We start from the raw sequence: 6,585 nt of genomic DNA, 5'->3' as shown, positions 1-6,585 counted from the left end.
TGTGGCGCGCAACACCAACGGCAGCGACGTTCTGGCTGCCCGGATTGCCCTGAAACACCCCTCTCTGGACGAAGAGACCATCAAAACAACCATCACCGCCTTGATTGAGGAGATACGCATTGACCTGATCAACGGCGACCAGTCGTCTTTAGACAACGCCATCACCTTCCGCCTTTCTCTGACCGGGCGGCTGGATTCCCCGGATGCGCCCCTGCCGCCAGCCGAGGAAGCAGTGGCGGCGCGGGCCATATTCTCCCGCGCCTTCACCGAGGATGTGCAGCGCAACATCCGCTTTGAGCGGCTGCCGTTCGAGGAAAAACTGCCGGTCATCGCCACTGCCGAAGACACAGTTTTTGGCCTGAGCGATGTTCTCAATCCGGGCGGCGCACTGCGTCTCAGCGGCAGCGATCTTTCCTTCACACAGGGGGCGGCGGATGAAGGTTGTGTGATCGAGGGCACCCGCAGCGGACGGACTGTCCAGAGCCGCTTTGTCTCAGTCTCGGACACCGCAATCACCCTGCTGCCGGACATCCCTGCCCAGAACGACCCGTGGAACAACGAGTATCTGCTCTCTCTCGCCACGCATTACACCGAAAACGGCACTCTGCGCACCGGCACCTACCGCAGACGGCTGCGCACTCCGCTGACCGTGACCAAGCTGGGCCATCCCAATCCGCCGGAAGTCGGCATTCTCACGGACAAGGCCGCGTCGCCGCATGTTACCGTCACCGGCGGCACGTTGAGCGCGGACGAGACGGTGCGCATCCAGGTCATCCTTGACCTGCACGCGAACACCTTGGCCTTCAATTTGCTCGACATGACCGAAGGCGGCAGGGCGGGCGCGGCGGTGACAGTGCTCGCCAACGGTGCATACGTGCTGTCGGGCTTCGCCGAATCAGCCTTGAGCAGCCTGAATATCACGGTGAACAACTTCGCTGATCTGGTGAAGATGATACGGAGCGGGTATAGTGGGCGGCTGGTGGATGTGCTGGTATTGAAGACGGCGTAGATATCTATCAAGCCTATGATTCATCACCTTATTTGGAAGCAGCTATACCGTGTTAATGTCCGGTCGATATATCTGGAAAAGTTGCTCAAGCGTAATGAAGCGACTGATCGATATATCAATATGTTTCTTGCGATTGCATCGAGTTCCAGTATTGCCGGTTGGGCGTTATGGAACAAATACGTCTATGTCTGGACGACTATCATTGCTCTCTCTCAGGTAATCAATGCAATACTGCCTTATCTTCCCTATAAGGAACGTATTAAGTCGCTCTCTGGTTTAGCCAGAGACTTGCGTCAGCTTGGTATTATGATTGAGCGGACATGGCTTGATATCGCAGCAGGTGATTTGCCGGAAGCTAAGATGCGAAGTCTCTATTACGATTATCTGAAAAATGAGGCTGAGTATGAGGAGAAATACTTCTCCGGGAAATCCATCCCTGAGAATATGAAGTTATTTGTACAGGCAGAGGATGAGGCAAAAAGATATCTTTCAAGCTACAATACCAATGGAGATCAAAATGACGGACAAGAAGAAAACAACTGAAACCTCTAATATAAAACTAACAGCCAAGGACACAAGTAAGTCAGGACATTGTGTCGGCAAAAGTGAGTTAGGACATTGTTTCTCTTCTAAAGGTAACATTTTTTGTAGAGCTAAAGGCAATCCGACAGTCACTCGCAGCAAGCTGCCTGAACCGACAGAGCCTCCGCCTACACCGATAGTTGCGAAACCGAAGAAATAATGGCTGTCAGAGCGGATACTCTGGGGGGCGGCGGGTAGATGTGCTGGTGCTGAAGACAGTGTAGCGCAGCGCGGCCCTCTCTCCATAACCTTTTTACAGCGCATCACAGACCATGATCCAACGCAAACCAACCAAACAGATTTTCATCGGCCAGACCGCCATTGGCGGCGGTGCGCCGATCACGGTGCAGTCCATGACCAATACCGACACCCGCGATGCGGCGGCTACTGTGCGCCAGATCAAGGGATTGGAAGAGGCGGGCTGCGAGATCATCCGGGTGGCCGTGCCGGATATGGAAGCAGCGGCGGCACTCCGTTCCATCCGCGAGCAGATCAGCATTCCCTTGATTGCCGATATTCATTTTGATTCGCGCCTGGCAGTTGCGTCCTTAGAAAACGGAGCGCAGGCTATACGCATCAATCCCGGCAACCTTGGCGGGCCGGACAAACTGGCGCGGGTGGTGGATGCGGCCAAGCTCCATAAAGCGGCGATCCGTGTCGGCGTGAATTCCGGCTCCATCGAGAAGGAGCTGCTGGAGCAACATGGCTATCCCAGCCCGGACAACTGCCGCGCCCTGATCGAAAGCGCCCTGAACAAGGTTGCGGACATTGAGCGGCTGGGCTTCAGCGAGATCAAGATTTCGGTCAAATCTTCGGACACCCTGACCACCATTGCCGCCTACCGTGAGCTGTCGCAGCGCACTGACTACCCGCTGCATCTTGGCGTGACTGAAGCGGGCGGCCTGATTCCCGGCACGGTCAAATCCAGCGTGGCTTTAGGCATTCTGCTCTCCGAAGGCATCGGCGACACCTTCCGCATTTCCTTAACCCGCGACCCGCTCGAAGAAGTGCGGGTGGGCTTTGAGCTGCTCCGTGCCCTGCGCATCCGCGAGCGTGGGCCGGAGCTGATCTCCTGCCCCACCTGCGGTCGCACCCGAATTGATCTGTTCTCGCTGGCCGAAGAGGTGGAGCGGGTCTTGCAGACCATGAAATCCAACCTCAAAGTGGCGGTGATGGGCTGCGTGGTCAATGGGCCAGGCGAGGCGCGGGAAGCGGACATCGGCATTGCGGGCGGGCATGGCTTGGGCATTATCTTCAAGAAGGGCGAGGTATTCAAGAAGCTGCCGGAAGCGGAGCTGCTGCCTGCGTTTCTGGAGGAATTAAGGAAGATGGATGCGGAGGCGAGGTGATGACAGTGAAAGAGCGGCTGAAAACAGAGATTGATCATTTGGATGACCGCTATCTGGAGCTGCTGTACAAAATAGTCTGCCAGTTTCCCCGCATCACTGCAAAGAAACAGGATGACGCTGTCGCTCTGCTTCAAGAGATCGCTGATTCCGGCGGATTGGGCATTGATGATCCGCAGGAATGGCAGCGGGAAGTCCGCAGAGACCGGCCTTTGCCAAGCAGGGAGGCATGATGCTGCTTGACAGCAATATCATCATTTACGCGGCGGAGCCGAAGCACGACGCAGTGCGGGAGTTCATCAGCAAGCACAGGCCGTCAGTCTCTGCGGTCAGCAAGGTTGAGGTGCTGGGATATCACCAGCTGCGTATGGAGCATCGGCAAAAACTTGAACGCATGTTTCAGCTCCTGCCAGTACTGGCGGTCTCAGATGTGATTATTGACAGGGCCGTGGCATTGCGGCAGACCAGAAAGATGTCTTTGGGAGATGCGTTGATTGCCGCCACTGCTTTGGTTCACAATCTGCCTGTGGCAACAGCGAATGTCAGAGATTACAGCTGGATTGATGGCCTAAATGTTGTCAATCCGCTTGCGCCGTGAGTTCCATAGAGAGAGGAGCTGCCAGAGGCGGAGTGATGCCTACCTCTATAGTCAACTATGAATAGAAAAGGAGAACCGTAATGGAAGAAATGCTTAACGTTCCTCATCCGCCATCTATTGCCAGAAACGAGTTTAATTGCCCCCACTGTGGCGCACATTCCAGCCAAACATGGTTTACCTTGGCACCAGAGCCTATTGAGAAAGGCGGCACTCCAAATATCCATAACGCCGATGAGATTGCTGCAAACTCAACCTTAGTTGAAGTACGCAAGGATGATGTCAAATGGGCAAAGAATATGGTTAGCAAGAGGGAGAGTGTCAGTAAGAGGGAGAAGCAGGAAGAATATTCGTGCTACACTGTTCACAATCTTCACTTAAGCAAATGCTTTACATGCGAAAACTTCTCCGTCTGGGTTCACGATTCTCTCTTGTTCCCTAAGAAGCTTTACGTAGTCCCGCCAAACCCTGATCTTCCCGATGACATTAGACGAGACTATGAGGAAGCGGGTGCAATTTTGGATATATCTCCTCGTGGTTCCGCTGCGCTGCTCCGTCTTGCAATCCAGAAACTCTGCATTCATTTGGGAGAACCAGGGAAAAATATTAACAACGACATTGCTTCGTTGGTAAAGAAAGGACTCGACCAGAGGGTGCAACAAGCTCTGGATGTCGTAAGAGTGATAGGGAATAATGCTGTGCATCCTGGCCATATGGACGTAACGGATGATAAAGACACAGCAAGTACCCTGTTCCGACTCGTCAATCTCATTGCCGAGAAGATGATCAGCGAACCGAAGCACGTCCAGAGTCTTTTTGATTCACTGCCTGAAAGCACTCGCGAACAAATAGAGAAGAGGGACAAATAGTTGCGAGTCGCGCAGGTTTCGTGGCTGATTTTCCCCTAGCCTTATCCCCCGTCTCCCCGGAAATCATCGCTCATCCCCGGAAAAATTTTACGATGGTAGTTTAGACAAAAGTACTACCGTAGATAGGGGTAATGTACTACCGTAGTTTAGACTATTTTACGGTAGTAGTTTTAACAAAAGAACGGTAGTACTTTTTATCGGGGATACCCGTGTTCCTTGCGCCGAGTCTATCTATGCTTCTCCCACAGTACGACAATCTTTACATTTCCAGGACTCGCTACCATCTTTCCCTCGCCAATATTTGATAGTGGTTGGCTTCATACAGTTTGGACATTGTCCTTGAGTGAGCCACCTTGTCTCGTAGCCTGGTTCCCAATCCTCTTTGACAACATATTTTGTTCCAATCTGATACCTTTTTTGCGTAGCCATAGGTTCTCCTCTAATAAATAATTCAGCTCCCTAGATGAGAGGGAGCGTAAAATACTCCCCAACATGATCCTGACCGCTACCCTTCCTCTTGTATGCAAAACATGTTCCATTTTGTCATAAAAGAACACATGCGGCAGTAATCGAGGTCATTTCAGTCATGTTGCTTCTGTGGCAGGACTAGGAAGATTATCTCCTGCGCAGGGACTGGTTACTTTTTGCCCAGTTACCGCGTTACGCTGTGTAATTTTTACCTACCCCTGTCTCCCCAAAAAACATCGCTCATCCCCCGATAAATTCATCGGCAATAGGCAAAAAAAATCATCGGTAATAGCCTCCACAAATCATCGAGTATCCCCCCAACCATTTATCGAGAATACCCAGACCAATCATCGAGCGTACTTTGGTCTCGGATCGAGCGTTATTTTGTCTCGGGGATACTCGTTCTTTTTGCCGGGCAATCAGTACGCGGCAAATTCGCATCGAGCATCCTTTTTCCCGCCTGACGAATATCGAACCACCACAAGCTAGATAGACGGTGCCTTTCTCTATTGACAGATACAAGGCAAGCTCCTATGCTGGTTAAGTAACCAGCCCGTATTGTCATTCCCAGCGTGGTACAGTGCAAAGCCACCTTTGCATTCTTTTTTCAAGGAGATTCAGATATGGATACAAGCAGATGGTGGTTCCTGGGCCGTCTTGGCATGGAACCACCGTTTAGGCTCCTCGTCAAGGCACTGTTAAGGCAATTGAACGTGTCGGTAAGGACACGGGCTTTGTGGGATATCTCGAAACGGCCTACGTATCTTTTGGGTGTGCTGACAGCAGCAGAGCAAGCACGTAAGCAAAAGATTTCAGAGATCTCGGTCATCGAGTTTGGCGTAGCCGCAGGTGACGGTTTAGTCACACTCCAGAGTGAAGCTGAGGCCGTCGAACGGGAAACTGGTATTGGCATCAAGGTGTACGGTTTTGATGCTGGGCCGCAACAAGGACTGCCAGCCTTTATCGGCGATTACCGAGACCATCCTGAGGCCTGGCAGCCGGGTGATTATCCGATGAATGAGTCGGCACTCCGCGCCCTTCTTACCAAGCGAACCACGCTCATTCTTGGTAACGTCAAGGATACTGTGCCAGGGTTTTTCCAGAACTTTCAGCCGCCACCTATCGGGTTTGTCTCCTTTGATCTTGATCTCTATTCATCCACCAAAGAGGCGTTGCAAATCTTCTGCGTTCCCGATAAGAAGATGCTGTGGCATGTGCCACTGTACTTTGATGACATCGACTTTCTCTTCAATCACAAGTTTGCTGGAGAGCTACTGGCAATCGAGGAATTCAATCAGGAAAGCAGTCAAGTAAAGATTGATAAATGGCATGGAGTGAGGATAGGCCGTCCCTTTAAAGAGATGTCCTTTCTTGAAAAGCTTTATGTCGCGCATGATCTTGAAGCTATCTCACAAGTTGCTCTTAATCGACATGTTGCAATGCTGCCGCTCAGAAATACAGGTAAAGGAGGCTCTCTGTGAGAACGACATTGAATTTGCCGGAAGAGCTGTTGCATGAGGCGATGCAGGCGACTCGCAGCAAAACCAAAACAAGCGTTGTCATGCTCGCTTTAGAAGAGCTGGTGAGGAAAGCGACAAGCTCTGAGTTAAAGAAGTACAAAGGCAAGATTGACTTGGATATCAATCTGGACGAACTCAGAGGCCGCTGATGGAGCCTCTGTTTTTTCGCTGGACAAGCATTTCAAACTGATGCGCA

At 51.8% G+C, this 6,585-nt stretch carries 8 protein-coding genes; all 8 read left to right on the top strand.

Annotated elements, in window-relative coordinates; translation table 11 throughout:
* Window positions 1–1,009, top strand: a 1,009-nt coding sequence (locus ACNKIB_RS14670) for a hypothetical protein (RefSeq protein WP_417911316.1), incomplete at its 5' end; no start/stop codon positions are given.
* Window positions 1,010–1,024: 15 nt separating this feature from the next.
* On the top strand, window positions 1,025–1,552 hold the full coding sequence (locus tag ACNKIB_RS14665) for a hypothetical protein (RefSeq protein ID WP_417911315.1): 528 nt from the start codon (window positions 1,025–1,027) through the stop codon (window positions 1,550–1,552).
* Between the two features lie 311 nt (window positions 1,553–1,863).
* Window positions 1,864–2,940 carry a flavodoxin-dependent (E)-4-hydroxy-3-methylbut-2-enyl-diphosphate synthase gene (gene ispG / locus ACNKIB_RS14660; protein ID WP_417911314.1) on the top strand — a complete coding sequence of 359 codons (1,077 nt, stop codon included), beginning with the start codon at window positions 1,864–1,866 and terminating at the stop codon, window positions 2,938–2,940.
* On the top strand, window positions 2,940–3,170 hold the full coding sequence (locus ACNKIB_RS14655; RefSeq protein WP_417911313.1) for a hypothetical protein: 231 nt from the start codon (window positions 2,940–2,942) through the stop codon (window positions 3,168–3,170). Before ispG ends, ACNKIB_RS14655 begins: the two co-directional genes overlap by 1 nt.
* The gene (locus ACNKIB_RS14650; protein WP_417911312.1) at window positions 3,167–3,535 is read left to right on the top strand and encodes a type II toxin-antitoxin system VapC family toxin; all 369 of its coding nucleotides are present in this window, start codon (window positions 3,167–3,169) and stop codon (window positions 3,533–3,535) included. The genes ACNKIB_RS14655 and ACNKIB_RS14650 overlap by 4 nt, the downstream gene beginning before the upstream one ends.
* 80 nt (window positions 3,536–3,615) lie before the next feature.
* Window positions 3,616–4,401: a DUF4145 domain-containing protein gene (locus ACNKIB_RS14645; RefSeq protein WP_417911311.1), complete on the top strand. Its 786-nt coding sequence runs from the start codon at window positions 3,616–3,618 to the stop codon at window positions 4,399–4,401.
* 1,091 nt (window positions 4,402–5,492) lie between these two features.
* Window positions 5,493–6,350 carry a hypothetical protein gene (locus ACNKIB_RS14640; protein WP_417911310.1) on the top strand — a complete coding sequence of 286 codons (858 nt, stop codon included), beginning with the start codon at window positions 5,493–5,495 and terminating at the stop codon, window positions 6,348–6,350.
* Window positions 6,347–6,538: a type II toxin-antitoxin system VapB family antitoxin gene (locus ACNKIB_RS14635; RefSeq protein WP_417911309.1), complete on the top strand. Its 192-nt coding sequence runs from the start codon at window positions 6,347–6,349 to the stop codon at window positions 6,536–6,538. The genes ACNKIB_RS14640 and ACNKIB_RS14635 overlap by 4 nt, the downstream gene beginning before the upstream one ends.
* Window positions 6,539–6,585: the final 47 nt, after the last annotated feature.

Source organism: Candidatus Electronema sp. PJ, from assembly GCF_048287395.1.
Taxonomy (GTDB): Bacteria; Desulfobacterota; Desulfobulbia; order Desulfobulbales; family Desulfobulbaceae; genus Electronema.
This window is presented reverse-complemented; position numbering and strand designations above follow the sequence as displayed.